At 70.1% G+C, this 23,590-nt stretch carries 24 protein-coding genes; 16 read left to right on the top strand and 8 right to left on the bottom strand.

What is annotated here, in order from left to right; translation table 11 throughout:
* The first annotated feature begins 24 nt into the window (after positions 1–24).
* Positions 25–444 carry a nuclear transport factor 2 family protein gene (locus AB0M83_RS25905; protein WP_364520955.1) on the top strand — a complete coding sequence of 140 codons (420 nt, stop codon included), beginning with the start codon at positions 25–27 and terminating at the stop codon, positions 442–444.
* Here the strand turns inward: AB0M83_RS25905 and AB0M83_RS25900 are convergent.
* The 3 genes from AB0M83_RS25900 to AB0M83_RS25890 form a co-directional block, all read right to left on the bottom strand.
* The gene (locus AB0M83_RS25900) at positions 434–1,597 is read right to left on the bottom strand and encodes a cytochrome P450 (RefSeq protein ID WP_364521015.1); all 1,164 of its coding nucleotides are present in this window, start codon (positions 1,595–1,597) and stop codon (positions 434–436) included. The genes AB0M83_RS25905 and AB0M83_RS25900 overlap by 11 nt on opposite strands.
* A 98-nt stretch (positions 1,598–1,695) precedes the next feature.
* On the bottom strand, positions 1,696–2,259 hold the full coding sequence (locus tag AB0M83_RS25895) for a TetR/AcrR family transcriptional regulator (protein WP_364521014.1): 564 nt from the start codon (positions 2,257–2,259) through the stop codon (positions 1,696–1,698).
* Positions 2,260–2,428: 169 nt separating this feature from the next.
* The gene (locus AB0M83_RS25890; protein WP_364520954.1) at positions 2,429–3,133 is read right to left on the bottom strand and encodes an SDR family oxidoreductase; all 705 of its coding nucleotides are present in this window, start codon (positions 3,131–3,133) and stop codon (positions 2,429–2,431) included.
* Between the two features lie 102 nt (positions 3,134–3,235).
* On the opposite strand from AB0M83_RS25890, the gene AB0M83_RS25885 reads away from it, so the two are divergent.
* Together AB0M83_RS25885 and AB0M83_RS25880 are read left to right on the top strand one after the other, a co-directional pair.
* Positions 3,236–3,727, top strand: coding sequence for a helix-turn-helix domain-containing protein (locus AB0M83_RS25885; RefSeq protein WP_364520953.1), 492 nt, complete (start codon positions 3,236–3,238; stop codon positions 3,725–3,727).
* 175 nt (positions 3,728–3,902) lie between these two features.
* On the top strand, positions 3,903–4,466 hold the full coding sequence (locus AB0M83_RS25880) for a snapalysin family zinc-dependent metalloprotease (RefSeq protein WP_364520952.1): 564 nt from the start codon (positions 3,903–3,905) through the stop codon (positions 4,464–4,466).
* Positions 4,467–4,531: 65 nt separating this feature from the next.
* Here the strand turns inward: AB0M83_RS25880 and AB0M83_RS25875 are convergent, their stop codons facing one another.
* Positions 4,532–5,686 (bottom strand): AAA family ATPase, encoded by a 1,155-nt coding sequence (locus AB0M83_RS25875; protein ID WP_364520951.1) that lies wholly within the window; start codon positions 5,684–5,686, stop codon positions 4,532–4,534.
* Positions 5,687–5,943: 257 nt separating this feature from the next.
* Here AB0M83_RS25875 and AB0M83_RS25870 point away from each other — a divergent pair, with 257 nt between their 5' ends.
* The gene (locus AB0M83_RS25870; RefSeq protein WP_364520950.1) at positions 5,944–6,303 is read left to right on the top strand and encodes a hypothetical protein; all 360 of its coding nucleotides are present in this window, start codon (positions 5,944–5,946) and stop codon (positions 6,301–6,303) included.
* Here the strand turns inward: AB0M83_RS25870 and AB0M83_RS25865 are convergent, their stop codons facing one another.
* A complete protein-coding gene (locus AB0M83_RS25865) occupies positions 6,304–7,311 on the bottom strand; it encodes a LacI family DNA-binding transcriptional regulator (RefSeq protein WP_364520949.1) in 1,008 nt (335 codons plus the stop codon).
* Positions 7,312–7,466: 155 nt separating this feature from the next.
* Here AB0M83_RS25865 and AB0M83_RS25860 point away from each other — a divergent pair, with 155 nt between their 5' ends.
* The 8 genes from AB0M83_RS25860 (at position 7,467) to AB0M83_RS25825 (ending at position 18,163) form a co-directional block, all read left to right on the top strand.
* Positions 7,467–8,543, top strand: a complete 1,077-nt coding sequence (locus AB0M83_RS25860; protein WP_364520948.1) for an ABC transporter substrate-binding protein — start codon at positions 7,467–7,469, stop codon at positions 8,541–8,543.
* Positions 8,543–10,099 (top strand): sugar ABC transporter ATP-binding protein, encoded by a 1,557-nt coding sequence (locus AB0M83_RS25855; protein ID WP_364520947.1) that lies wholly within the window; start codon positions 8,543–8,545, stop codon positions 10,097–10,099. Before AB0M83_RS25860 ends, AB0M83_RS25855 begins: the two co-directional genes overlap by 1 nt.
* Positions 10,092–11,054 (top strand): ABC transporter permease, encoded by a 963-nt coding sequence (locus tag AB0M83_RS25850; RefSeq protein WP_364520946.1) that lies wholly within the window; start codon positions 10,092–10,094, stop codon positions 11,052–11,054. The genes AB0M83_RS25855 and AB0M83_RS25850 overlap by 8 nt, the downstream gene beginning before the upstream one ends.
* The gene (locus AB0M83_RS25845) at positions 11,051–12,031 is read left to right on the top strand and encodes an ABC transporter permease (RefSeq protein WP_364520945.1); all 981 of its coding nucleotides are present in this window, start codon (positions 11,051–11,053) and stop codon (positions 12,029–12,031) included. The genes AB0M83_RS25850 and AB0M83_RS25845 overlap by 4 nt, the downstream gene beginning before the upstream one ends.
* 29 nt (positions 12,032–12,060) lie before the next feature.
* Positions 12,061–14,562 (top strand): LamG-like jellyroll fold domain-containing protein, encoded by a 2,502-nt coding sequence (locus tag AB0M83_RS25840; RefSeq protein WP_364520944.1) that lies wholly within the window; start codon positions 12,061–12,063, stop codon positions 14,560–14,562.
* Between the two features lie 74 nt (positions 14,563–14,636).
* Positions 14,637–17,021, top strand: a complete 2,385-nt coding sequence (locus AB0M83_RS25835; RefSeq protein WP_364520943.1) for a DNRLRE domain-containing protein — start codon at positions 14,637–14,639, stop codon at positions 17,019–17,021.
* A gap of 81 nt (positions 17,022–17,102) precedes the next feature.
* On the top strand, positions 17,103–17,501 hold the full coding sequence (locus tag AB0M83_RS25830; RefSeq protein ID WP_364520942.1) for a carboxymuconolactone decarboxylase family protein: 399 nt from the start codon (positions 17,103–17,105) through the stop codon (positions 17,499–17,501).
* Complete coding sequence (locus tag AB0M83_RS25825; RefSeq protein ID WP_364520941.1) at positions 17,498–18,163, top strand: epimerase; 666 nt, start codon at positions 17,498–17,500, stop codon at positions 18,161–18,163. Before AB0M83_RS25830 ends, AB0M83_RS25825 begins: the two co-directional genes overlap by 4 nt.
* Here the strand turns inward: AB0M83_RS25825 and AB0M83_RS25820 are convergent.
* From AB0M83_RS25820 to AB0M83_RS25810, 3 genes are read right to left on the bottom strand one after another with little or no spacing between them, the layout of a single operon-like run.
* Positions 18,123–18,785, bottom strand: a complete 663-nt coding sequence (locus AB0M83_RS25820) for a TetR family transcriptional regulator (RefSeq protein WP_364520939.1) — start codon at positions 18,783–18,785, stop codon at positions 18,123–18,125. The two genes, AB0M83_RS25825 and AB0M83_RS25820, sit on opposite strands and share 41 nt — an antisense overlap.
* A 19-nt stretch (positions 18,786–18,804) precedes the next feature.
* Positions 18,805–19,149, bottom strand: coding sequence for a PGPGW domain-containing protein (locus tag AB0M83_RS25815; RefSeq protein ID WP_364521013.1), 345 nt, complete (start codon positions 19,147–19,149; stop codon positions 18,805–18,807).
* On the bottom strand, positions 19,032–20,615 hold the full coding sequence (locus AB0M83_RS25810) for a serine hydrolase domain-containing protein (RefSeq protein WP_364520937.1): 1,584 nt from the start codon (positions 20,613–20,615) through the stop codon (positions 19,032–19,034). Before AB0M83_RS25810 ends, AB0M83_RS25815 begins: the two co-directional genes overlap by 118 nt.
* Before the next feature lie 134 nt (positions 20,616–20,749).
* On the opposite strand from AB0M83_RS25810, the gene AB0M83_RS25805 reads away from it, so the two are divergent.
* From AB0M83_RS25805 to AB0M83_RS25790, 4 genes are all read left to right on the top strand, one after another.
* On the top strand, positions 20,750–21,085 hold the full coding sequence (locus AB0M83_RS25805) for a metalloregulator ArsR/SmtB family transcription factor (RefSeq protein ID WP_364520935.1): 336 nt from the start codon (positions 20,750–20,752) through the stop codon (positions 21,083–21,085).
* Complete coding sequence (locus tag AB0M83_RS25800) at positions 21,082–21,540, top strand: SRPBCC family protein (RefSeq protein WP_364520933.1); 459 nt, start codon at positions 21,082–21,084, stop codon at positions 21,538–21,540. Before AB0M83_RS25805 ends, AB0M83_RS25800 begins: the two co-directional genes overlap by 4 nt.
* A gap of 1 nt (position 21,541) precedes the next feature.
* Positions 21,542–22,144: a hypothetical protein gene (locus AB0M83_RS25795; RefSeq protein WP_364520931.1), complete on the top strand. Its 603-nt coding sequence runs from the start codon at positions 21,542–21,544 to the stop codon at positions 22,142–22,144.
* Positions 22,145–22,303: 159 nt separating this feature from the next.
* On the top strand, positions 22,304–23,536 hold the full coding sequence (locus tag AB0M83_RS25790) for a DUF222 domain-containing protein (protein WP_364520929.1): 1,233 nt from the start codon (positions 22,304–22,306) through the stop codon (positions 23,534–23,536).
* Positions 23,537–23,590: the final 54 nt, after the last annotated feature.

Genomic DNA, 23,590 nt, shown 5'->3' with positions numbered 1-23,590 from the left:
TTGTTCCGCCTAGGGTTCTCGGCCATGAGCCGTGACATCGTCCAGCACGCCTGGCGGGAGTTCGCCACCCACGACGCCGGCCGGATCGCCGCCGTCTTCACCGAAGACGCCGAATGGCTGGCCCCGGCCGGGAATGCGACCGCCGTCGCGCTCGGCGGACCGTCGCACCTGGTCGGGCGCGATGCGATCGTGCAGTTTCTCGCCGTGGACTTCCCGCGCTTCTTCGTCCGCGACGTCTCCGTCACCTTCCACGGCTTCCACGCCGACGGCGAGCGCGTCGTCGTGGAGGAGACCATGACCGCGACGCTGGCCAACGGCAACCACTACGCCAACGACTACTGCTTCGTCTTCGAACTCCGGGGCGGGCTCATCCACCGCGTCCGCGAGTACATGGACACCGCGCGCGCCCACCGGATGGTCTTCGGCGAGAAGGTCACCACGTGACCGGCAGGCAGTGCACCCCGTACACCAGCATGTCGTCCTTGAAGGCCAGCTCCTCCACCGGCACCGCGAGCCGCAGTCCCGGGATGCGCCGGTACAGCGTCCCGTAGACGACCTGCAGCTCCACCCGCGCCAGCGTCTGCCCGAGGCACTGGTGCACGCCGTACCCGAACGCGACGTGGTGGCGGGCCTCGCGCGTCACATCCAGGCGGTCCGGCTCCGCGAACACCGCGCCGTCGCGGTTGGCGACGTCGCCCGCCGCGATGACGCCCTCGCCCGCGCGGATCACCTCGCCGCCGATCTCGATGTCCTCGGTCGCCACCCGGCGGCGTCCGGTGTGCGTGATGTTCAGGTACCGCAACAACTCTTCGACGGCGCGGCGAAGCAGGTCCGCGTCGCCGGAGCGCACGAGTTCGAGCTGCGCAGGGTTCTCCAGCAGCGCGACCGTGCCGAGGGCGATCATGTTCGCCGTCGTCTCGTGGCCCGCCACGAGCAGCAGCTGGCCCATCGACGCGACGTCCTCGGCGGTCATCTTCCCGGTGGCGTACTGGGAAACCGCCAGCTTGCTCAGGACGTCGTCGCCCGGGGCCGACGCCTTCTTCTCCACCAGGCCGCCGAGGTACGCGAGCAGTTCTTCGGTGGCCTCGACCGCCTCGGCGGGGGTCGCCGTCCTCGACACCATCACCTTCGTGATGTCCTGGAACAGTTCCCGGTCCTCGTACGGCACGCCGAGCAGCTCGCAGATCACGAGCGAGGGCACCGGGAGCGCGAACGCCGTCACCAGGTCGACCGGTTTCGGGCCGGCCAGCAGTCCGTCGACGAGGTCGTCCACGATGCGCTGGATCGCCGGGCGCAGCGCCTCCATCTTCTTGACGAGGAAGTCGCCGGTGAGCAGGCGCCGCTGGGCCGCGTGCTCGGCGCCGTCCATGGTGATGAACGACTTCGCGCGCTTGCGCCGGGCCGCCGAAGCGGCGCTCTGGTGCGGGTAGCCGGGCCGGTCGGAGTCGGCGCTGATCCGCGAGTCGCGCAGGACCGCGCGGACGTCGTCGTAGCGGGTGACCAGCCACGGCGTGCTGCCGTTCCACAGCTGCACCCGGGAGACCGGCGGCAGCTCGCCGAGTTCGGCGGGCGGATCGAAGGGACACTGCCGGGTCATCGGAAACGCGGGCACGCCGTCCACCGGATACCTCCCGAAGCTGCCGGAAATTTACATAGCTATGCTAAGCATCTTCCCGGAACTTCGCCACAGTCCGATCAGGCGAACACCAACGACACGAGCTCGTCCACGAACGGCTCCACCATCTCCGCCCCCGTCCGGTTGAGCACGCTGTGGAACAGCGCGACCCGCCCGTGCGCCCCGACGAACACCACCGCCGCCGCCCGGCCCGGCGTGACGCGCAGCGCGTGGCCGGCCTCGACGCAGCGCTCGAAACCGGCCGCCAGGCGGTCGATCAGGTCCAGCAGCGGACCTTCCGCCCGGCCGCCGGGCTCGGCGCGGGACGCGCCGTTCGCAAGCATCAGCCGGTAATGCCCGGGGTTCTCCATGGCGAACGCGCAGTACGCGTGAATCTGCGCCCGGACCCGGCCGACGACGTCGGTTTCGCCGAGCGTCTCTTCCGCCGCGCGCATCGATTCCGCCAGTCGCGCGTATTCGTGCTCGAGCAAGCCGCGCACCAATTCCGCGCGGTCGGAAAAATGCTGGTAGATGCTGGCCGGGGCGATGCCGACCGCGCGCGCCACCCCGCGGATCGTCAGCCCGTCCTCACCGCCGAGCTCGGCCAGCAACCGGCCGGCGGCCGCCAGGATTTCCCCGCGCAGCCGTTCGCCTTCACCCCAGCGGTTCCTCGTCCGGCCGATTCCGGCTTCGACTTTCTCCGCCACCCGCACATTCATACGCCCGGCGCCGGACCACCCGCATTCCGGGGTCCCCGAGAACCCCGGAACGGCGAAAATCATCCGAATGTGACAAAGCGCGGAATCGGTTTCGTCAGCCGGCCAGTGCCGGGTACAGCCCCGCGAGGTCGCCCGACAGCCCGGCCCGCACGTTCTTGCTGAGGTCGTCGGCGAGAACTTCGAAGCGGCCTTCTTCGACGCCGTCGAGAGCGAGCCCGGCCACGACCGCCGGGTCGACCTTCGGGCCGTCGACGTGCTTGGCCATGTCGGTGTCCATGTAGCCGACGTGCAGCGCGGTCACCTGCGTCTTCTGCGCCACGAGCTCCAGGCGCAGCGCGTTGGTCATCGACCAGGCCGCCGACTTGGCCGCGGAGTACGCCGCGACCTGGGGCGCGGTGAACCAGGACAGCACCGACAGCACGTTCAGCACCGCGCCGCCGCCGTTGCGCTCGAGGATCGGCGCGAACGCGCGCGTCACGCCGAGGGTGCCGAAGTAGTGCGTGTCCATCTCCAGCTTGATGTTCTCGAGCGAGCCGCCGAGCAACGTCGACCCGGTGGACGAACCGGCGTTGTTGACCAGCAGCGTGACATCCCCGGCGATCTTCGCGGCTTCCCGGATCGACTCGGGGTCCGTGACGTCGAGCTTCAGCGGCACCACCCCCGGCAGGTCGACCGACTCGGGGTTGCGCGCGGCGGCGTAGACCTTGGCCGCGCCGCGCTCGAGCAGCTCGGCGGCGAACCGCCGGCCGAGTCCCCGGTTGGCTCCGGTGACCAGCGCCACCGCACCCGTGATCTCCATGACGAGCTCCTCTCGCACCTGGCTTGCTCTTTGCAAGCTAGCTATGGCCGACTGTACGGCGTAGACTTGCTCCAAGCAAGTCAGGTAGGAGGGATCACACTCATGAGCCGCCGCACCACCTGGGAAGGCACGGCCTGCCCGATCGCGCGGGCCGCCGACGTCCTCGCCGAGCCGTGGACGCTGCTGATCCTGCGCAACGCCACCGCGGGCACGACCCGGTTCGAGGACTTCCGCAGCCAGCTCGGCATCGCCGACAACGTGTTGACGACCCGGCTGGCCAAGCTCGTCGACCGCGGCCTGCTGACGAAGCTCCCCTACCGCGACGGCGGCCGGACCCGCCACGAGTACCGGCTGACGAAGGCCGGCTCGGACGCGTTGCCGGTGCTGCACGCGCTCGGGGCGTGGGGTGACGCGTACACGTCGTCCGACGAAGCGGCCGGCCCGATGCAGCTCGTGCACGTCGCCTGCGGCGAGCTCACCCGCCCGGGCGCGACCTGCGACAGCTGCGGAAAACCGCTGGTCAGGGACGATCTGGCGTGGCGTGCCTCGCGTCTGCGCGAGGGCACGATCCCCCTGGCGGACCCCGTCGGCTGAGCCGGACGGCGCATCCTCGTATGCGTCCTCACGCATGTCAAGACTCCGTCGTGGTTGGTGAATCACCGTTCGCCACGCAGTACGAAAGTCGGGTCACAAGAGCCGGGCGATTCCGTAAGTTCGACACCCAGCGCGCGCAGACCCGGCAAATTCCCCACGGCAAGGAGTCGTCCCGATGTCCAGGAAGTACCTGCTGCCCGGCGCCGCCGTCGCGCTGGCGATGATCGCCACCCCGCTCACCGCGGCCCCGGCCTTCGCGGCCCCGGCGCGGGCCGAAGCGGCCACGATCGTCTACTACGACACCTCGGACGCCCCGACTTTCCGCGACCGGATCAACGCGGGCGCCGCCAACTGGAACGCGGCGGTGTCGAACGTCAAGCTCCAGGAAAGCTCCTCCGGCGCGACACTGCACTACACGGAGGGCAACGACCCGCAGGGCTCGTACGCGCAGACGGACGGCCACGGCAGCGGCACGATCTTCATCGACTACACGCAGGCTGGGCAGTACGACCAGACCCGCATCACGGCCCACGAGACGGGCCACGCGCTGGGCCTGCCGGACCACTACGAGGGTCCGTGCTCGGAGCTGATGTCGGGTGGCGGCCCCGGCCCGTCGTGTACCAACGCGAACCCGAACTCGGAAGAAGCCTCGCGGGTGGAATCGCTGTGGGCCAACGGTTTCCGCGCGGCGGCCGCCCAGCAGACCCGCATCTACGAAGTGACGATGCCGGTCAAGTGATCCGCGTGTGACGTCGTCGGGGGAGGCCGCACCGGGAGTTCCCGGTGCGGCCTTCGCACGTCCGGCTAGCGCTCGGGCCAGTACCAGGACGGCCGGTCCAGGCGGCCCTGGCCCACCAGCTTCGTCTCCCCGCCTTCCTTCTCCAGCTCCAAAGCCCCGACGTCGGCGATCTCGGCGAGCGCCCGGATCAGGGGCGAAGCGTGGGAAACCACCACCAGCTGGGTCTCTTTCGCCGCCGTCGCGACCAAGACGGCCAGGGCCGGGAGCAGGTCCGGGTGCAGGCTCGTCTCCGGCTCGTTCAGCACCAGCAGCTCCGGCGGCCGCGGGGTCAGCAACGCCGCCACCCACAGCAGGAACCGCAGTGTCCCGTCCGACAGCTCCGCCGCCGACAACGGACGCAGCAGACCGTGCTGGTGGAAGCGGACCGACAGCAGGCCGTCGTCCTGGGAGACGATCGAAACCCGGGACCCCGGGAACGCCGCGTCGACCACCGACTCCAGCTCCGCGGCGCGGCCCACTTCCATGATGGTCTGCAACGCCGCCGCCAGATCCGCGCCGTCGTGGGAAAGGACGAACGTGCGGGTCCCCACCACGGACCGGCGGGCCGGGGCCGACGCGTCCGTGCGGAAGTGGTCGTAGAACCGCCACGAACGGATGCGCTCGCGGACCACGACCAGCTCCGGGCACGCCCGCGGGTCCGCGAACTCGCTCAGCATGCTGTCGGACAGCCGGATCTCGAACCGCTCGTCACCCCAGCCGCCGGACTCGACCCGGGTGCGCACCACCGGGCCCGCGCGGTCGGCCAGCAGAGCGGCCGGCCGCAGGACCGGCCCCGCCCACACCGCCTCCCGCTTGAACTCCGGGTCCAGGTTGAACATCGTCTCGCCCGGCACCGGCAAGCCCAGGTCGAGCGCGTAGCCGAACTCGTCGCCCGCGAACCCCAGCCGCAGCCCGACCGGCTTGGTGCGCACGGTGCCCTGGACCGGCTTGCCCGGGCGCGCCCCGTTTTGCGGGCCGGCCCACAGCGTCGACGGCAGCCCGCCTTCACGGGCGAGCGCCGCCACGGCGCCGTTGCGCGAGGCGTCGGCCAGCAGCCGCAGCGCGCGGTACAGGCTCGACTTGCCACTGCCGTTCGGCCCGGTGACGACGGTCAGCCCGGACAGCGGCAGCACGAGGTCACGCAGCGAGCGGTAGTTTTCGACGGCCAACGTGGTCAGCATGCCCCGAACCTAACCGCCACCCCCGACAGTTTCGGATCCGTTCCGGACCAGTTAGAAGTAGCGCGGGCTCGCCCGCCGCACCGACCCTCTGGGCACGCGAACCGACCGTCCAGGTACGCGAGCCGACCGTCCAGGTACGCGAACCGACCGTCCGGGTGCGCCGACTCCGCGTTGGCTCGGGTCCAACGGCCCTGGCGACTTCGCCTGTCCGGAGCGGAGAGTGGGTAGATCGTCCGCCGCACCCGAAGGTTCTGAACATGCACCGCTTAGCTACCGCCACCGCGATCCTGGCCATCGCCGTGGTGCTCGGCGGCTGCGCAGCCGCGCCCGCCGCGCAGACTCCGCCGCCGGTGCCGGCCACGGTCACCGCCGAGCCCGTGACCGTCACGGCCACCACGACCGAAACCGTGCCCACGACGGTGACCAGCGTGGTCACCAAGGCGAAGGCCGCGCCCAAGACCACCCGGCCCAACGCCGCGGACTGCCAGACCGGCAGCTGCCTGAACGCCGCCCGCGGGCTCTCGCAGCAGGACGTCGAACGCGAGCGGGACGCCTGGCTCGCCACCCACCCCGGCTGGTGCGCGGCCGGCGAAACCGGCGCCGTCGCACCCTGTTGATCAGGCGCTCGCACCCCGGGTGCTCTCCCGGATCTCCAGCGCGAACGGCGTCTGGATGTCCTGCGCCGGCAAGGCCTTGTCCCCCGTGATGCGCCGGTGCACCAGGTCGATCGCCGCCTCGGCCAACGCCGTCTTGTCCGGGGCGATCGTCGTCAGCGCCGGCAACGAAAACGCGCTCTCTTCGTTGTTGTCGAACCCCACGATCGCCACGTCCTCCGGCACCCGGAGCCCCAGCTCCGCCACCGCCCGGAGCGCGCCGATCGCCAGCAGGTCGTTGAAGCAGAACACCGCGTCCGGCGGCGACGGAAGAGCCAGCAACGACCGCATCGCCGCCGCTCCCACCGACCGGTGCCACTTCTCCGCCGGGGCCACCAATGCGTCCGAATAGGACAGACCGGCCGCGGACAACGCCGTGCGGTACCCCGCCAACCGCTGCGAAGACGTCCCACGCGCCGGATTGCGCCCGATCGCCGCGATCCGCGTGCGCCCCAAAGAGGCCAAATGGGACACCGCCGTCTGCGCCGCCAGGACGTTGTCGATCGCCACGTGGTCGATCGGCACGTCGACCGCGTGCTCGCCCAGCATCACCAGCGGGATCTCCCCCGGTGAGGGGAAATCCGCCGCCTCCAGGGCTTCCGGGTGCACCAGCGCGCCGTCGACCAGGTGCGGCCCCAGCGACGACAGCGTCTCGCGCTCCCGTGAGCGCGTCCCCTGGGTCTGCTCGATCAGGACGCTCCAGCCGCGCTTCTGCGCCGCCGTGATGACCAGGCCCGCCAGCTCGCCGAAGTACGGGATCGACAGCTCCGGCACCATCAGCGCCAGGAACCCCGTGCGGCCACGACGCAGGTTGCGCGCGCCCACGTTGGGCCGGTACCCGGTCGCGGCGAGGGCTTCCTCGACCCGCCGGCGGTTCTCCGGCTTGACGAAGGCGTAGCCGTTCACCACGTTCGACACCGTCTTCACCGACACTCCGGCGAGCGTGGCGACGTCCTTGAGCGTCACGGTCACGGGCGGCTCCTTCTCAGGTGGTGAGCACGCAGCATAGCGAGAATTTGCCGGTTTACAACGTTGTTCCAACGATGTAAAAAGTACCTCAAGGCTCCCGCGGTGACTCCGATCACCCCGGTGAGCGGGCCACCACCGTCGCTGCCCGAGGAGTCACCGTGCCTCTGTCCACCCGTCCCCGCCTGGTCCTGGTCACCGCGGCCGCCGCCGCGCTCACCCTGACCTCCTGCACCAGCCGCGAAGAGACCCCGGCCGCCCCCTCCAGCGGCGGCGGGCCGGCCGCGTCCGCGCAGTCCGTCGCGCCGTCCGCCGACGGCTGCACGCTCGAAAAGACCGGTTACGCCAAGGTCGACCTGAAGACCGCGGTTGTCGGTTTCTCACAGTCCGAAAAGGAAGCCAACCCCTTCCGGATCGCCGAGACGCAGTCCATTCGCGACGAAGCCGCCAAGCTCGGCATCGCCAGCGACAAGCTGCTCGTCACCAACGCCCAGAGCGACCTCAACAAGCAGATCAGCGACATCAAGTCGATGCTCGACCGCGGCGCCCAGCTGCTCGTCGTCGCGCCGCTGAACTCCGACGGCCTCCAGCCCGCGCTCGACGCGGCGAAGGCCAAGAAGGTCCCGGTCGTCACCATCGACCGCAAGGTGACGTCGCAGCCGTGCACCGACTACCTGACCTTCATCGGCTCGAACTTCGTCGAGCAGGGCAAGCGCGCGGCGCAGGCCATGGCGAAGGCGACAGGCGGCACCGGCAAGGTCGCGATCCTGCTCGGCTCGTCCGGCAACAACGTGACCACCGACCGCACCCAGGGCTTCAAGGACGAGCTCGCGAAGACGCCGGGGCTGTCCGTGGTCGCCGAGCAGACCGGTGAGTTCGACCGGTCCAAGGGCCAGTCCGTGATGGAGCAGCTCATCCAGAGCCACCCGGACATCACCGCGGTCTACGCCGAGAACGACGAGATGGGCGTCGGCGCGGTCAACGCGCTGAAGACCGCCGGCAAGGCGCCCGGCAAGGACGTCAAGGTCGTCTCGATCGACGGCACCCGCAACGCCGTGCAGCTCATCGCCGACGGCAGCTACAACGCCGTGATCGAGTCCAACCCGCGCTTCGGCCCGCTGGCCTTCCAGACGCTGCAGAAGTTCGAGAACGGCGAGGCCATCCCGGCGAGCGTCGTGATCACCGACGACCAGTACGACGAGACCAACGCCGCGCAGAAGGTCGGGAACGCGTACTGATGACCGCAGCCACCGAGGAGGACGTCGCCATGACGACCGCACCGGTGCTCGAGGTGGCCGGGGTGACCAAGCGGTTCCCCGGCACCCTCGCGCTCGACGACGTCAGCTTCGCGCTGCGACCGGGCGAGGTGCACGCGCTGGTCGGCGAGAACGGCGCGGGCAAGTCCACGCTGATCAAGGTGCTCACCGGCGTCTACCAGCCCGACGAGGGCGAGGTGCGCCACCTCGGCGAGCCGGTGACGTTCAAGCGGCCGATCGACGCGCAGCGGGCCGGGATCTCCACGATCTACCAGGAGGTCAACCTCGTCCCGCTGATGAGCATCGCCGGCAACGTCTTCCTCGGCCGCGAGCCGCGCACCAAGGCGGGGCTCGTCGACTGGTCCAAGATGTACGCCGACGCCCGCGAGCTCCTCAAGGGCTACGGCATCGACGACGACGTCAAGCGCCCGCTGCACACGCTGGGCGTCGGCGCGCAGCAGATGGTCGCCCTCGCCCGCGCGGTCTCGACCGACGCCAAGGTCGTCATCATGGACGAACCGACGTCGTCGCTCGAGCCGCGTGAGGTCGAGACGCTCTTCGAGGTGCTGAACCGGCTGCACGCCGAAGGCATCGCGATCGTCTACGTCAGCCACCGGATGGACGAGCTGTACCGGGTCTGCGACAGCGTCACCGTGCTGCGCGACGGCCGGGTCGTCCACAGTGGACCGCTGGCCACCCTGCCGCGCATCGAGCTCGTGTCCAAGATGCTCGGCCGGGAGATCAAGCAGATCCGCGAAGAGGGCGTCACGGCGTTCGGCGAGGAACACGATGTCGAGCGTGAACCGCTGCTGAAGGCGGAAAACCTGTCCGGCATGCGGAAGCTGCACGACGTCTCGGTGAGCATCCGGCCCGGCGAGGTCGTCGGTCTCGCCGGGCTGCTCGGCTCCGGCCGCAGCGAGACCGCGCGGGCCATCGTCGGGGCCTTCCCCCTCGACGGCGGATCCGTGCTGCTCGCGGGGAAACCGCTCAAGAAGGGCAAGATCGCCGCCGCCATGCGGGCCGGGATCGCGCTGCTGGCCGAGGACCGCAAGACCGACGGGATCATCCCGAACCTGTCGGTCCGCGAGAACATCGTGCTCGCCGCGCTGCCGACGCTCTCGCCGTTCGGCCTGGTCAGCAAGGCCAAGCAGGACAAGGTCGTCAAGATCTTCATGGACCGCCTGCGGATCAAGGCGGCCGGCCCGGAGCAGAAGGTGTCCGAGCTGTCCGGCGGCAACCAGCAGAAGGTGCTGCTCGCCCGCTGGCTCGCCACCGGCCCGAAGATCCTGCTGCTCGACGAACCCACGCGCGGCATCGACGTCGGCGCCAAGGCCGAGGTCCAGGCGCTGATCGACGAGCTCGCGCAGGAAGGGCTCGGCGTGCTGCTCATCTCGTCCGAGCTGGAAGAGCTGATCGACGGCTCCGACCGCGTGGTCGTGCTGCGCGACGGCTCGGTCGTCGGCGAGCTGACCGGCGACCGCATCACCGAGGAGAACGTCTTGACCGCGATCGCAGCCGAGGCTGACAACGATGTCTAGCGCCACCCTGACGAAAGCCCCGGACCGCGCGAAAGTCACGGCGTGGCTGCAGAACTACGGCGTCTACCTGGCCGTCGTCGTGCTGCTGCTGTTCAACATCGCGTTCACCGAGAACTTCCTGTCCGCGGCCAACTTCCGCACCCAGCTCGTGCAGGCGGCGCCGGTCTGCATCGTCGCGCTCGGCATGGCGCTGGTGATCGGCACCGAGGGCATCGACCTGTCGGTCGGCTCGGTGATGGCGATCTCCGCCGCGCTCATCCCGCTCTACCTGGGCGCGGGCCCGCTGACGGCGATCATCGTCGCCATCATCGCGGGCGTGGTCTCCGGCCTGTTCAGCGGCTACCTGGTGGCCTACCTGGGAATCCAGCCGATCATCGCGACGCTGGCGTTGCTGGTGGGCGGCCGGGGGCTCGCCCTGGTCATCGCCCACGGCCAGCTCGTCCAGGTGCGCAACCCGGAGTTCCTGGAACTGGGCACCGGCGACTTCCTGGGCGTCCCGGTCATGGTGATCGTCGCGGGCGTGCTCGCGGTGCTGGCCGGGCTGGTCGTGCAGCGCACGACGTTCGGGCGGCACCTGGTCGCGGTCGGCGGCAACCGCCCCGCCAGCACCCTGGCCGGCCTGCCGGTGAAGCGCGTGCTCATCAGCGTCTACGTCATCTCCGGGGCACTGGCCGCGGTGGCCGGCGTGCTGGCGACGTCCCGGCTGGGCGCCAGCGACCCGAGCGACGTCGGCCTGCTCATGGAGCTGTCGGCGATCACCGCGGTGGTCGTCGGCGGCACGCCGCTGACCGGCGGCCGGGTCCGCGTGCTCGGCACCGTATTCGGCGCGCTGCTCATGCAGCTCGTCCAAGCCACCCTGATCAAGCACAACCTGCCGGACTCCACCGCGCAGATGGTCCAGGCGGCCATCATCGTCGTCGCGGTCTACGTCGCGCGCGAGCGGAGCAGCCGATGACCGCCACCACCAGCCAGACGAGCGCGTCGGGCGCCGCGTTCGCCGGTGTCCTGCAGCGTCAGGGCGCGGCCGTCGTGCTCGTGCTCGGCATCGCCGCCGCCTGGTTCGCCTTCCCGCACTTCGGCACCGCGGACAACCTGCGCAGCCTCGTGCTGCAGGGCTCGTTCCTCGCGGTGATCGCGCTGGGCATGACGTTCGTGATCATCTCCGGCGGCATCGACCTGTCGGTCGGCTCGAACTACGCGCTCGGCGGCGTCCTCGCCGCGTACGGCGCGCAGTACGGGCTCGTCGTCGCGATCCTGTTGCCGCTGGCGGTGTGCTCGCTGATCGGGTTCGTCAACGGCGTGCTCATCGCGCGCACCGGGATGGCGCCGTTCATCGTCACGCTCGCTTCCCTGCTGTTCGCCCGGGGTCTGCTGCTGGCCCTGACGTCCGAAGGCGCGACGACGTACAAAGTGGACCCGGGCTCGGCGTTCCTCTGGCTGGGCCAGGGCACGATCTTCGGCGTCGGCGTGCCGGTGTACCTGACGCTGATCCTGTTCGCGCTCGGCGGCCTGCTGCTGCGCCGCACCCGGTTCGGCCAGTCGGTGTTCGCCATCGGCGGCGCCGAGCAGTCCGCGCTGCTGATGGGGCTTCCGGTGGCCCGCACCAAGATCAGCCTCTACACGCTCAGCGGCGCGCTCGCCGGGTTCGCCGGCGTCCTCACCGCCGCGTACCTGCAGTCCGGCGTCACGGTGATCGGCGTCGGCACCGAACTCGACACGATTTCCGTCGTCGTCATCGGCGGCACGCTGCTCACCGGCGGTGCCGGGACGATCATCGGCACCCTCGTCGGCGTGCTGCTGCGCACGCTGATCCAGAACGTCATCAACCAGATCGGCACCCTCGACTCCAACTACCAGACGGTGGTGAGCGGGGCCTTCCTGCTCGTCGTCGTGGTGATCCAGCGCCTGCTGGCGCGTTCCCGAACCCGCTGAGCCCCGTCCCCCCACAGGAGGTCTCAACGATGTTCCGCCCTGCCCGAAAAACCCGGAGATGGCTGACCGCGGCCGCCGCGTTCGCCGTCGCGGTCGCCGGCCTCGGCACCGCCCCCGCGGCGAGCGCCGCCGACGCACCCCAGTGGCAACGGCTCACCCCGCCGCTCTCGACGCCCTGGACGAAGGACGTCTCGCCCACGAACGCCCTGCCCGATTACCCGCGCCCGCAGCTGACCCGCGACAAGTGGCAGAACCTCAACGGCGTCTGGGAGTTCGCCAAGGCGACCCCGGGCGAGGCCGCGCCCATCGGGAAGACGCTCGGCGAGCGGATCCTCGTGCCGTACCCGGTCGAGTCCGCGCTGTCCGGGATCATGCGCCACGAAACGAACATGTGGTACCGCCGCACCTTCGAGGTCCCGAAGAACTGGCAGGTCGGCAAGGGCGGGCAGCGGCTGCTGCTGCACTTCCAGGCCGTCGACTACGACACGACGGTGATCGTCAACGGCAAGACCGTCGGCCGCCACACCGGCGGGTACGACGCGTGGTCGGTCGACGTCACCGACGCGCTGACCACGGCCAAGGCCCAGGAGGTCGTCGTCGGCGTCGCCGACCCGAACGACCAGGGCGGGCAGCCGATCGGCAAGCAGCGCCAGCCCGGTGACGGCATCTTCTACACGCCGTCCTCCGGGATCTGGCAGACCGTGTGGCTGGAACCGGTGGCGTCCGCGCGCATCGACCGGCTCGACGTCACCCCGGACGTGGCTTCCGGGTCGGTCACGGTGAACGCCGTGGTCGGCGGGCCGGTGAAGCAGCGCGTCGAAGCCGTCGCCTACGACCACGGCCGCCCGGTCGGGCGCGTGTCCGGCGACGCGAACAAGCCGTTGAAGCTCAAGGTGGACCGGCCGCACCTGTGGTCGCCGGACGACCCGTTCCTCTACGACCTGCGCGTGCGGCTGTCCGGCGGGGACGAGGTCGGTTCGTACTTCGGCATCCGGTCGATCAGCGTCGGCAAGACCGCCGACGGCAAGCAGCGGATGCTGCTCAACGGCAAGTTCGTCATGCAGGTCGGCCCGCTCGACCAGGGGTTCTGGCCGGACGGCATCTACACCGCGCCCACCGACGCGGCGCTGAAGTTCGACCTGGAGCAGGAGAAGGCGCTCGGCTTCAACATGGTGCGCAAGCACATCAAGGTCGAGCCGGACCGCTGGTACTACTACGCCGACAAGCTGGGTCTCCTGGTGTGGCAGGACATGCCGGCGATGAAGGACGACGTCGAGCCGTCGGCGGCGTCGCGCGTCAACTACGAGTCCGAGATGAAGCGGATGATCGGCCAGCACCGCAGCTTCCCGTCGATCGTCACGTGGGTGCCGTTCAACGAAGGCTGGGGCGACTACGAGGTCGGCCGCATCGCCGACGAGGTCAAGTCGTGGGATCCCTCGCGGCTGGTGAACGCCGAATCCGGCGTCAACTGCTGCCGGTCCGAACCGGACAGCGGCAAGGGTGACATCTACGACGACCATACCTACACCGGGCCCGGAACGCCGGTGCAGACCGGCACTCGAGCGGCCGTCGACGGCGAGTACGGCGGTCTCGGCCTGAAGGTCGCCGGGCACGAGTTCGACCCGGCGGGCAGCTTCGCCTACGAGATGGAGCCCGACAGCGCGACGCTGACCCGGCGCTACGGCGAGCTCCAGCAGCGCCTGCTGCTGGTCGCCCAGCGGTGCGGCGTCTCGGCCGGCGTCTACACGCAGACCACCGACGTCGAGAAGGAGGTCAACGGCTTCTTCACCTACGACCGGCAGGTGAAGAAGATGGACTTCGCGGCGGTCCGCGCGGCGAACCTCGCGGTGATCAAGGGCGCGACGGGTGCTCCGGTGACGTCCGGTCCTCCGGTGCCCGCGGGCACGCCGGGGATCGACGGCATCGCCGCGTACCCGTTCGACGAGAACACCGGCACCGTGGCCGCGGACGCCGTCGGCGACCACGACGCCACGCTCGTCGGCGGCGCGTCCTGGACCGCGGGCAAGAGCGGTTCGGCGCTGGCGGTGAACGGGTCGGGCCAGTACGCCGACACGGGCGCGTCCCTGGTGAACACCGAAGGCAGCTACAGCGCGGCGGCGTGGGTCAAGTTCAACGCCGTGGGTGACGGCTTCCAGACGATCGTCAGCCAGGACGGCGCCAGCACCAGCGCGTTCTTCCTGCAGTACTCCGGTCAGGACCACCGGCTGGCGATGAGCTTCGTGGGCACGCGGGCCCTGGCGCCCACGGCGCCGGAGCCGAACCGCTGGTACCACGTGGTCGGCGTCCGCGACGCGGCTTCGGGCACGTTGAAGCTGTACGTGGACGGGCAGCTGGCGGCCACGAAGAGCGTCTGCCTCGGCGACGCGTCGACGGGCCACACGGTGATCGGCCGCGGCAAGTACGGCGGCGGCCCGGTCGACTACCTCAACGGAGCGGTCGACCAGGTCCACGTCTACGACCGGGCGCTGTCCGACGCGGACGTGAGCGCGCTGTATTCGAGCGGTAAGTAGGCAACCGGAAACACTCCTGAAGCGTGTTGGGCCCGGGGACCGCGATCGCGGTCCCCGGGTTTCGCATTCAGGGGGTGAGCCTTTTGGGCTCTCGAAGATCGTTCCTGCCCGCCAGAGCGGGCGTCCTGGCCGTCACGACGGCGCTGATCCTGGCCGGGACGGCGCTCCCGGCTTCGGCCACGGAGTACACGTCGATCCAGTCGACGTCGTGGTCGTACATCGATTCGGCCCAGCCTGACAAGAACTTCGCCGATCCGGCCGGCGACGCGCCGATCGGCGCGAAGCTCGACCACGGCAAGAAGCACGTTGCGAAGTCCTACTTCACTTTCGACCTCTCCGGGCTGCGCGGCGCCAAGGTGCTCTACGCGGAGCTGTCCGGCCGGGAGACCGCGGTCACCGACTGCTCGGCGCCGCGCGGCACCGAGCTGTGGGTCACGGCGCCGGCGAAGAAGGCGCCGACCTGGAACGACCAGCCCCGCGAGCTGACCAAGCTGGCCGGCCCGGGCAGTCTCGACGTCTGCCCGTCGGACTACCTCGATTGGGACGCCGGAACCGCGTTGCAGCAGGCGATCGACGCCGGCCGGACTTCGCTGACGATGGTGCTGCGGCTGCCCGACAGCCAGCAGTACAACCCGCGGTTCGGCCGGACGTACCGGCCGCTGCTGTACGTCAGCATGCAGAAGAACCAGCCGCCCGCGACGCCCACCGCGTTGAAGACCGGCACGCACGCCTGCGCGGAAACGCCGCTCGTCCGCCACGGCGGCGCCGCGATGTCGGCCACCGTCAGCGACCCCGACGACTACAGCTTCTCGGCCGAGTTCGCCTGGTGGCCGGTGGACCACCCCGAGCAGCGCGCGACCGGCACGGACGACGTCTACGGCTCCGGCGCGTACTTCGACCCCGACACGCAGCTCGCGGACGGCGTCACCTACGCGTGGCAGGTGCGGGCGAAGGACAGCCTGGCCGCGAGCCCGTGGAGCGAAACCTGCCGGTTCACCACCGACTTCACCCCGCCCGCCACGGCACCGGTGATCACTTCGACCGACTACGTGTACGAGGTGCCCGGCAAGGGCGGCGTCGGCATCCCCGGCGACTTCACCCTCGACGCGGGCGGCGACACCCAGATCACCGGCTTCCGGTGGCAGGCCGGCTACACCGACAGCGGCTACGTCGCGACCGACCGGCCCGGCGGCAAGGCCACCGTCCGGTACACCCCGAAGACGGACGGCCCGATCAGCATGTCCGCGTACGGCCTCGACGCCGCCGGGAACTACGGACCGTCGGGCGACTACCGGTTCTTCGTGGCCCGCAACGGTCCTTCGATGACCTGTACCCCGGCCCGGGCCTTCCTGGGCGAAACCCGGCAGTGCACCTTCGGCCCGCACGGCGCCGACGGTGCCACCGAGTACCTCTACAAGATCGACGGCGGCCCGGAGGTCACCTTGCCCGCGGGCCCGGACGGCACCGCGGCGATCACCGTCACCCCGACCGACGTCACCAAGCGCTACAACGTCTCCGTCCGGGCGCGGATGACGAACGGGAACCTGTCCGGCGAGGGCGGCGGGGCGCTCGACATCGACCGCGGCCTGCCCGTGGTCGACGTCCCGGCCGGCACCATGGTCGGCCGGCCGATCGTCTTCACGCTGCACGCCACGCTGCCGGGGTCGACGTCGTTCACCTACGACTGGGACTACGGCGAGCCGGTGACCGTCCCGGTGGGACCGGACGGCACGGCCCAGGTCACGATCGTCCCGGACCAGCCGTGGCACCACACGATCCAGGTGTACACGACGACCGCGGCCGGGCTCACGTCGGCGACGAACGAAGAGGAGGTCCAAGTCGGCTCGGACGGGCCCACCATCACGAGCACCGACTTCCCCGAGTGCTGCGAAGGCGGCTACGTCACCACGCCGGGCACGTTCACGTTCTCGTCGGCGCTTCCCGGCGTCGTGAGCTACACGTACACGTACCTCCAGGCGGCGCCGGTCACGGTGCCGGCGGGGCCGGACGGCACGGCGAGCGTCACCCTGACGCCGCTCAGCACCGATACGCAGTACCTCGACGTGACGAGCACGTTCGCCGACGGCTCGAACTCGCACGCGGCGGGCTACTACCGCTTCTACCCGAAGTCCGCCGCCCCGCCGCTCACGTGTGACGGGGAGGGCAACCTGCGGCCCGGCCAGCTGGTCCACTGCACGCTGACGCCGGTCCAGCCGGGATTGGCCGCGTACGGCTACCACATCCGGCCGAACGGCGAGACGGGTCCGGACGTGGTGGTCCAGCCGGGCGCCGACGGCACGGGGACGTTCGAGTTCACCGCCCCGGCGACCGACACGAAGATCTGGCTGTACGTGGACGCGTGGAGCGCCAACGCGGCAGGCCAGCGCACGGACACGTCGTACACGAGCTACTACGTCGATCCGAACGCGGTGGCGAGCCGGAAGACGAACGCCGTCTGACGTGGGGCCGCACCGGGAACTCCCCGGTGCGGCCCTCCGCCGGTTGCCCTGGAGCCCACTCCAGCCGCTACCGTCGCCGGCATGACCGATGATCGCTTCGCCCGCGGCCACCAGGCCCTGACCGACCTCAACGGTGAAGAGACCGCCCAGCGCGTCCTCGACGGTCTCGCCGACATCTCGCCGAAGCTGGCCGACAGCCTCGTTTCCTGGGGGTTCGGCGAGATCTACACGCGGCCGCAGCTCGTGCCGCGCGATCGGCAGCTCGTCACGCTCGGCATGCTGACCGCGCTCGGCGGCTGCGAGCCGCAGCTGGAGGTGCACGTCAACGCGTCGCTCAACGCCGGGCTCACCCCTTCCGAGATCGTCGAGGCGCTGCTGCAGTCGGCCGCCTACTGCGGGTTCCCGCGGGCGCTGAACGCAACGGCGGTGGCGAAGAAGGTCTTCGGGGAGCGCGGGCTGCTGCCGGTGGCCGATCGATGAGGGCCGTGCTGTTCGGCGCGACCGGCATGGTCGGGCAGGGCCTGCTGCGCGAGTGCCTGCTCGACGACCGGGTCGAGGCCGTGCTCGCGATCGGCCGCTCCGCCCTCGGCGAAGACCACCCGAAGCTGGCCGAACGCGTCGAGGAGGACCTCTTTGCCCTCGAGCCGATCACCGGGTACGACGTGTGCTTCTTCTGCCTCGGGGTGTCGTCGGTCGGCGTGGCGCCGGAGGAGTACGAGCGGATCACCTACCAACTCACCCTTTCGGTGGCCCGGAAACTGCCGGCGGACACCACTTTCGTGTACGTCTCGGGTGCCGGCACCGACAGCACCGAACGCGGCCGCGTTCGCTGGGCGCGCGTCAAGGGCGCCACCGAGAACGCGCTGGCGAAGCTGCCGCTGCGGACGTTCTCCGTCCGCCCCGGCTACATCCAGCCGCTGCACGGGATCACGTCGAAGACCACGCTGTACCGGACGCTCTACCGCGTCGCGATGCCGCTGTACCCGGTGCTGCGGCGGCTGTTCCCCCGCTTCGTGACGACCAACCGGGAGCTCGGCCTGGCGATGCTGGAAGTCGCCGAGAACGGCTACGAGAAGCCCGTGCTCGAGAACACCGACATCGTCACCGCCGCCGCGCGACGAGCCCGGCCAGCAGGTTCGTGAGCCCTTCGGCCAGCCCGGCCGCGAACGACGGCGCCCCGCCCAGCTCGGCCGTGGCCGCCGCGACGGCGTCGGTCGGGTTGGCGTACGGCCACGCCCCCGACACGAGGATCACCACGCCGAGGGCGAACTGCCGGGCGCCGTCGGCCGACAGCTCCGGCACCCGCGTCCGGACCAGCGCGCCGAGCCGCTCGGTGCTGGCCGCCGCGCGGCCCTTGAAGCTGCGGGCGAACTCCGGCGAGATGTTGCGCTCCAGCACCGGCGCCATCGCGCTGATCAGCTCGCACAGCAACCGCCGCTCGGCCAGCGTCGCGGCGATCTTGCCCGCGACACGCTCTTCGCGCGCGAAGCCGGGATCCGCCGGTGCCGGGTCGCCGAGCTTTCCTTCGAGGTCGTCGAGCCACGCCGTCCACGCCGTGTCGAGGACTTCGAGGAAGATCGCCTCGCGGCTGTCGAAGTAGCGGAGCACATTGGACTTCGCGAGCCCGACGTGGCAGGCGAGCTCCCGCAGGCTGATGTCGGCGACCGGGCGCTCGCCCAGGAGCTCTCGCGCGGCGCCGAGGATCGCGGTGCGGCGCGCCTCGATCTGCTCGGGCCGCCGGGCTCGCTGGAATCCGGCGCTCATGGCGCCGACAGTATCCTCCTCAGCCGCTGTGGGCGGCCTCCCGGCGGTTCTTGACCCGCCGGTAGCTCCAGATCAGCAGCGCGAAGAGGATCACCGACGACAGGATCAGGCTCGATCCGGTGCTCCAGCCGCTGAACGGCAGCGACTTGACCGTGCCCCAGACGATCCCCGCCGCCAGCAGCGCCAGCCCCGCCAAGACCGAGCCGGCGATCCGCAGGGGCGAGGACACGCTGTCCTCGGCCGCCTTCATCGCGCGGTCGCGCACGGGGTCGACGTACCGCTCGAGCGCCGGGAACTCCGACGCGAGCAGCAGCAGCCCCGCCAGCACGAGCAGGAGGCCGGGGCCGGGCAGGACGAGCAGCAGCACCCCGACCACCAGCAGGACGCCGCCCGCCACCACGATCGAGATCCTCTTCGCCTGTTTGCCGATGCCCACTGGGCGTCTCCCCTCGTTTCGCCCGATTCTTCCTGGTTACGGCCTCGCGTGCCACTCACGAGAGCCCGCGCCCTCGCCACCGCCACGGTCAAGCCCGCCAGTGCGACCACGCCGAGCACGGCCACGAGGCCCGGCCAGACGTAGAGCACTTGGGCGTAGGTACCCCGTCTTCCGGCGAATACCACCCCGAGCAGCTGAGGCAGGAATACGAGCGGGACGAGCGGCAGCACCGGCGGCACGACCCGCCACCAGCGGGGCTTCCGCCGGGCCCGCCGGACACCCACGACCGCGAGGCCCACGGTGATCAGCGCCAGCGCCGCGAGCACCCGGTCGGCGACCACCCCGGCGGGCAGCGCGGGCTCCGGCGAACCGCCCTGGACCAGCGTCGCGAGGCCCTGGGCCAGCAGCTCGGCCTCGTTGTCCAGCGCCATCCCCATCGGCGTCACCACCGCGACGCCGTAGCCGTCCGGGAGCAGGATCTGCGCCGCGGTGTGGCTGAACCACTCGCCGGTGTGCGCCACCTGACCCGCCCGGACGGTCCAGCCCAGCGCGTAGTCCCGGCCGGGCGCCGGGGTGTGCGCCAGCGCGTTCGACGCCGGGGCCAGCACGCCGCCGCCGTCCCGCTGCGCCGCCAGCCACTTCGCGAGGTCCTCGGCGGTGGTGAGGACGCCGTGGCTGCCGCCGGTGAACCAGTCCGGTTCGGTCACCGGGACCTCGAACCCGAAGGCCCGGACGTACCCGCCGGTCCCGGTCGGCGGCGCGTCGACGGTGGCGCTCGACGTCATCCCGAGCGGGGCGAACAGCCGCGTCCGCAGGTACTCCGCGAACGGCTGCCCGGCCACGACCTCGACGATCCGGGCGGCCACTTCGTAGTTCGGGTTGTGGTAGTGGAACTCCGCCCCGGGCTCGCTCGCCAACCCCGCGTCACGCAGGCGTCCGACCGCTTCGGCGAGGGTGTGCGGCTGCGGCAGCTTCAAGTCGGGGAACGCGGAGTCGGCCATCCCGGACGTCTGGTCCAGCAGCATCCGGACGGTGATCCGCGCGCCGCGCGGGTCGGCGAGCCGGAACTCGGGCAGGTAGCGCGGCACGGGCGCGTCGAGCTCGATCCGGCCGGCTTCGACGAGCTGGAGCACCGCGAAGGCCGTCATCGACTTGCTCAGCGACGCGATCGGCAGCCGGGTCGACGCGGTGAGGGGCGCGCCCGAGGCGTCGTGGCCGTAGCCCGCGACGCGAACGACGTCACCCCCACGGGTGACAGCAACCGCGGCGCCGGGCAGGCCCGTGTGGTCGAGGTAGGCACGGACGTACCCGTCGATGTCGTCGTTCGTTGCGGCGGCCGCCGGCGTCGCGGTGCCGAGCAGGAGCGTGGCGAGCACGAGGAAAAGCCTGGTCATGCGGGTCACCGTAGGGACCGGGCGGGGCTACCGGCCGCTGCCGGACGACGTCGGTCACCCCCGACTTTCGGCAGGGGTCTTGACAGTCGCGCTATATTCAACAGATCACTTGATAAACAGATTGGTTGATAAAGATGCCGGTTGACGAGGAGGCATTGAACCGGGCGTTCACCGCCCTCGGCGACCCGGTCCGCCGGGCGCTGATCGCGCGGCTGTCCCGCGGCGAAGCGACGGTCAACGAGCTGGCCGAGCCCTTCGCGATCACGAAGCAGGCGGTCTCCCGGCACATCCAGGTGCTGGAGCAGGCCGGGCTGATCACGCGCAGCCGCGACGGGCAGCGCCGGCCGTGCCACCTCGTGCCGTCCGCCCTCGAAGCCCTCACCAGCTGGATCGACACGTACCGGCTGGCCACCGAACGCAGCTACCGGCGGCTCGATGCCGTCCTGGAAAACCTGGAGGAAACGCCATGAGCACGACGATCACCGCGCAGCCCGGAACGCCGTTCATCGAGATCACCCGCGAGTTCGCGGCCCCGCCGTCGGCGGTCCTGCGCGCGCACACGGACCCGGAGCTGATCGTGCGCTGGCTGGGCCCGCACGGGATGAAGATGGAGATCGTCGAGTTCGACGCCCGCTCAGGGGGCGGCTACGACTACATCCACCGCGACGAGCGCGGCGAGTACCGCTTCCGCGGCGTCTACCACACGGTGAGCGCCGACCGGATCGTCCAGACTTTCGAGTTCCTGGGTGCACCCGGCGAAGTCACCTTGGACTCGATGGAGCTGACCGACCTCGGCGGCCGCACGCGCATGGTGACCCACTCGGTGTTCCCCTCGATCGAGGCGCGCGACGCGGCGCTGGAGAGCGGGATGAGCCGCGGGATCACGGAGTCGTACGAGCGTCTCGACAAGGTGCTGGCGGACTGAAATGGCCGGCGTCGTCGCGAGCTTCTGCATGTCACTGGACGGTTTCGTGGCGCGGCCCGACGATTCGGTGGGCCCGCTGTTCGACTGGTACACCGCGGGAGACGTGGAGGTGCCGATGGTCGGCTACCCGATGACGTTCCGCGTGTCTCCGTCGAGCGCGGACTACTTGCGGTCCTTTTTGGACACGGTCCGCCATGGCGCGTTCGTCTGCGGGCGGCGGGTGTTCGACCACACCCACGGCTGGGGCGGCAATCCACCTGGTGGGGGTGCCGCTTTCGTCGTCACTCATCGGCCTCCTCCTTCAGATTGGCCTGCCTCTCATCTGGCGCCGTTCACTTTCGTTTCCTCTGTGTCGGAGGCCGTCTCGCTGGCTTTGGCTGCTGGCGATGGGTCTGTGGGGGTCTCTGGGCCTAGTATTGCTCAGCAGTGCTTGAACCTTGGGCTTCTCGATGAGCTTCGGGTTGATCTCGTTCCCGTCTTTCTCGGGACTGGGGTTCGGTACTTCTCTTCGCTTGACACCAACGCTTCGCTTGAGCAGGTTGAGGTTGTTGCCGGGTCTGGAGTTACTCACTTGCGTTATCGAGTTCACTACCCGCAGTCTTAGAGATACGGCTTCGCCGGGGCGTGGGAAATCGGCGCTTCGCATGGTTGCTTGGTGCTCGGTGCCGGAGCGCCAATTCCCCACGCAACGGTGTCCCTGCCGCGGTCTTGTTCGCACCTGATCGAGTGATGACATGCGTTCGATCTTCGGTAATCTTGTTGTATGGACAGGGAAACGGTGTGGCAAGCGGATGCGGTGGCCTTGGCCGACCGCATCTCCGCTCTGCTCACTGTTGTGCGGTCTGCCGAGGCTGAAATCGGTACTCTGCTCGCGGAAATCGAGTCCCGCGGTGTCATGGAACTCTTCGGATACCGTTCTGTCGCGCGACTTTTCGAACACCTCGCCGACGTCCCCAAGTCCGCCGCCGAGACCGTGGTCAAGCGAGCCCGCGCCCTCACCCCGAGCCGCACCCTCGACGGCACTCCTATCCCCGCTTTGGCTCCTGCTACTGGCGCTGCTGCGTCGGAGGGTTGGTTGAGCAGCCCGATGATCGACACGATCGTCGGGGTGATGACCCAGATCCCGCCCGAGCACCGCGACGGCGCCGAGCAGCACCTGCTCACGTTCGCCTCCGAAGCCGGGTACAAGCAGGTCGCCGCCCTAGGCGCACGCATCCTGGCCCACCTCGACCCTGATGGCGCTGCACCCGACGAGACCGAACCGGCCAAGCCCAGCCGCGAATTGTCGTTTCGCCGCAAGAGAACCGGGTTCTGGGAGCTGAACGGCCGTTTCGACGACGAGACCGGCGCCCGAGCCAGCGCCCTCTTCGACTCTCTGGCGCAACGCCACAGCCCCGACGAGGGCCCAGACTTACGCTCGCCGTTGGAACGCTACGGCGACGCCTTCTCCGACGCGATCGACCTGGCCTTCAACTCCCCAGACCTGCCGATGCAGGCAGGTGAACGAGCCCACGTGATGGTGGCGGTGTCGTTGGCAGACCTGAAGTCGAGCATCGGCCAGGCCATGCTCGGCAACACCGGCACCACGCCCGCTGCCGCTCCGGCTGCACTCGGCGACACCGGCACCCCACTCAAGGCCGGGCTCGGCCAGGTCATGCTCGACAACACCGGCACCACCAACACGCCCGCTGCTGGCCAAACCAGCCTCAACCCCACACCCAAGACCAGCGTCGGCCGAGCCCTGCTCGGCGACCTCGGCACCATCTCCGCCGCCGAAGCCCGCATCCACGCCTGCGACTGCAAAATCATCCCCGCAGTCCTCGGCGCCAAGAGTGAGCCTCTCGACCTGGGCCGTCACCACCGCCTGGTCTCCACCCCACTCCGCCGCGCGCTCTACCTGCGCGACCGCGGCTGCGCCTTCCCGGGCTGTCATCGCCCACCCCGTCACTGTCAAGTGAGCTTGCCCCGGTCAGGCGGACAGGTGGGCGTGTGTTGATTCGTAGGCTACCGGACTGCGATAGCCACGTGAAGAGTGCAATCTCTCGTTGTT

Origin of the sequence: Amycolatopsis sp. NPDC051106, assembly GCF_040682775.1 — a bacterium.
GTDB lineage: Bacteria > Actinomycetota > Actinomycetes > Mycobacteriales > Pseudonocardiaceae > Amycolatopsis.
Note: the sequence above shows the minus strand (reverse complement) of the source record. Positions and strands in the feature narration are given on the sequence as shown.

What these genes read in the sequence shown, in the direction of transcription:
- AB0M83_RS25905 (WP_364520955.1), top strand. Translation starts at nt 25, where the DNA reads ATGAGCCGTGACATCGTCCAGCACGCCTGGCGGGAGTTCGCCACCCAC.
- AB0M83_RS25900 (WP_364521015.1), bottom strand. Translation starts at nt 1,597, where the DNA reads ATGACCCGGCAGTGTCCCTTCGATCCGCCCGCCGAACTCGGCGAGCTG.
- AB0M83_RS25890 (WP_364520954.1), bottom strand. Translation starts at nt 3,133, where the DNA reads ATGGAGATCACGGGTGCGGTGGCGCTGGTCACCGGAGCCAACCGGGGA.
- AB0M83_RS25885 (WP_364520953.1), top strand. Translation starts at nt 3,236, where the DNA reads ATGAGCCGCCGCACCACCTGGGAAGGCACGGCCTGCCCGATCGCGCGG.
- AB0M83_RS25880 (WP_364520952.1), top strand. Translation starts at nt 3,903, where the DNA reads ATGTCCAGGAAGTACCTGCTGCCCGGCGCCGCCGTCGCGCTGGCGATG.
- AB0M83_RS25875 (WP_364520951.1), bottom strand. Translation starts at nt 5,686, where the DNA reads ATGCTGACCACGTTGGCCGTCGAAAACTACCGCTCGCTGCGTGACCTC.
- AB0M83_RS25870 (WP_364520950.1), top strand. Translation starts at nt 5,944, where the DNA reads ATGCACCGCTTAGCTACCGCCACCGCGATCCTGGCCATCGCCGTGGTG.
- AB0M83_RS25855 (WP_364520947.1), top strand. Translation starts at nt 8,543, where the DNA reads ATGACCGCAGCCACCGAGGAGGACGTCGCCATGACGACCGCACCGGTG.
- AB0M83_RS25850 (WP_364520946.1), top strand. Translation starts at nt 10,092, where the DNA reads ATGTCTAGCGCCACCCTGACGAAAGCCCCGGACCGCGCGAAAGTCACG.
- AB0M83_RS25845 (WP_364520945.1), top strand. Translation starts at nt 11,051, where the DNA reads ATGACCGCCACCACCAGCCAGACGAGCGCGTCGGGCGCCGCGTTCGCC.
- AB0M83_RS25840 (WP_364520944.1), top strand. Translation starts at nt 12,061, where the DNA reads ATGTTCCGCCCTGCCCGAAAAACCCGGAGATGGCTGACCGCGGCCGCC.
- AB0M83_RS25830 (WP_364520942.1), top strand. Translation starts at nt 17,103, where the DNA reads ATGACCGATGATCGCTTCGCCCGCGGCCACCAGGCCCTGACCGACCTC.
- AB0M83_RS25825 (WP_364520941.1), top strand. Translation starts at nt 17,498, where the DNA reads ATGAGGGCCGTGCTGTTCGGCGCGACCGGCATGGTCGGGCAGGGCCTG.
- AB0M83_RS25820 (WP_364520939.1), bottom strand. Translation starts at nt 18,785, where the DNA reads ATGAGCGCCGGATTCCAGCGAGCCCGGCGGCCCGAGCAGATCGAGGCG.
- AB0M83_RS25810 (WP_364520937.1), bottom strand. Translation starts at nt 20,615, where the DNA reads ATGACCAGGCTTTTCCTCGTGCTCGCCACGCTCCTGCTCGGCACCGCG.
- AB0M83_RS25805 (WP_364520935.1), top strand. Translation starts at nt 20,750, where the DNA reads ATGCCGGTTGACGAGGAGGCATTGAACCGGGCGTTCACCGCCCTCGGC.
- AB0M83_RS25800 (WP_364520933.1), top strand. Translation starts at nt 21,082, where the DNA reads ATGAGCACGACGATCACCGCGCAGCCCGGAACGCCGTTCATCGAGATC.
- AB0M83_RS25795 (WP_364520931.1), top strand. Translation starts at nt 21,542, where the DNA reads ATGGCCGGCGTCGTCGCGAGCTTCTGCATGTCACTGGACGGTTTCGTG.
- AB0M83_RS25790 (WP_364520929.1), top strand. Translation starts at nt 22,304, where the DNA reads ATGGACAGGGAAACGGTGTGGCAAGCGGATGCGGTGGCCTTGGCCGAC.